General features: G+C 58.3%; 1 protein-coding gene and 1 pseudogene. One reads left to right on the plus strand and one right to left on the minus strand.

Features of this window, described 5'->3' with window-relative positions; translation table 11 throughout:
• Positions 1-169 precede the first annotated feature (169 nt).
• Positions 170-353 (minus strand): annotated as a pseudogene (locus AC07FD_RS09840) (MFS transporter); the annotation flags it as partial.
• A gap of 245 nt (positions 354-598) precedes the next feature.
• Between AC07FD_RS09840 and AC07FD_RS09845 the strand changes: the two are divergent.
• Positions 599-925: a Mu transposase domain-containing protein gene (locus AC07FD_RS09845; RefSeq protein ID WP_478349671.1), complete on the plus strand. Its 327-nt coding sequence runs from the start codon at positions 599-601 to the stop codon at positions 923-925.
• The last annotated feature ends 44 nt before the right edge of the window (positions 926-969 follow it).

The raw sequence follows: 969 nt of genomic DNA on the forward strand, positions 1-969 counted from the left end.
TTGGTTATTCGATTGCGATAAAGAGAGCGTGCTCCCGGACGCGCGTCTGCGTCACTTCGATCGTGCAAGGGGTGGGCACCGTTTCGAGCATCCGTGAGTTTCGCCGGACGGCTTTAATGCCAAGCCGACGTCCGCAACAGCCGGCCCGGACCGGATGGTTCGCGAGGAATGCCAGCACGAGCGCGACCATCAGGTCGGATGCGGAAATCGTGGCCATGAGCCTATTTATGGCGACCGTTTGCACGAGCCAACCGAGATTTGCGATCTGTGTGGGTCCAGATCGAGCGAAATGCCGCGTTTTGCGGCGGAGCCACGGTCGCCGAACCGGACAGGGGAAGGTCTTCGCGCTGCATGTCTCTGTCACGGAGGAGAAAGTGTGTCCATGGTTTGGTCTCCAGTTCAGGAATTTCAACGGAGTGGGATTAAAGCCCGAGACCTTCCCAGGCGTGCTGGCCAACACCTCGTCTCCCACTCGGCAATGTGTGCATCTTTTCTACTTATGCTGGGATTCATACCCAGACAGGTTAGACTCGATAGCGAGTGTATTGGCGCGGCAGGTAGTCGATAATTGCTCAGCGGGTAAAACGGTCGAGCACGTTTGGAGCGCAGGATCTCTCGAGACGGTATGGTCAGCGTTGGTGGAAACGCCTACAGCGTGCCCGACACCACCAGGAGGCGTCTTGTCGAGGTTCATACCTTGGCCAATGAAGTTCGGATCTTCGAGGACGACACCCTCATTGCTGTGCATCCAGTGTTGGAGGGTCGTCACCAGCGTCGCGTCGAACCAGGACACAGAACCCTTCGCTCACCGCGATCGCGGCCACATGTCAACAATGACGAGATCATTCTTCATGGAACCGGAGACAGGGTCACACAGCGGCCGCTCGCCTTCTACGACGCCGTCGCCAGGGTAGCGTCGCCTTAACATTTTAGGCGGACTTTACGGGCATGAGCCCGCACCCGCCCACC

This window comes from Mesorhizobium waitakense, from assembly GCF_056431085.1.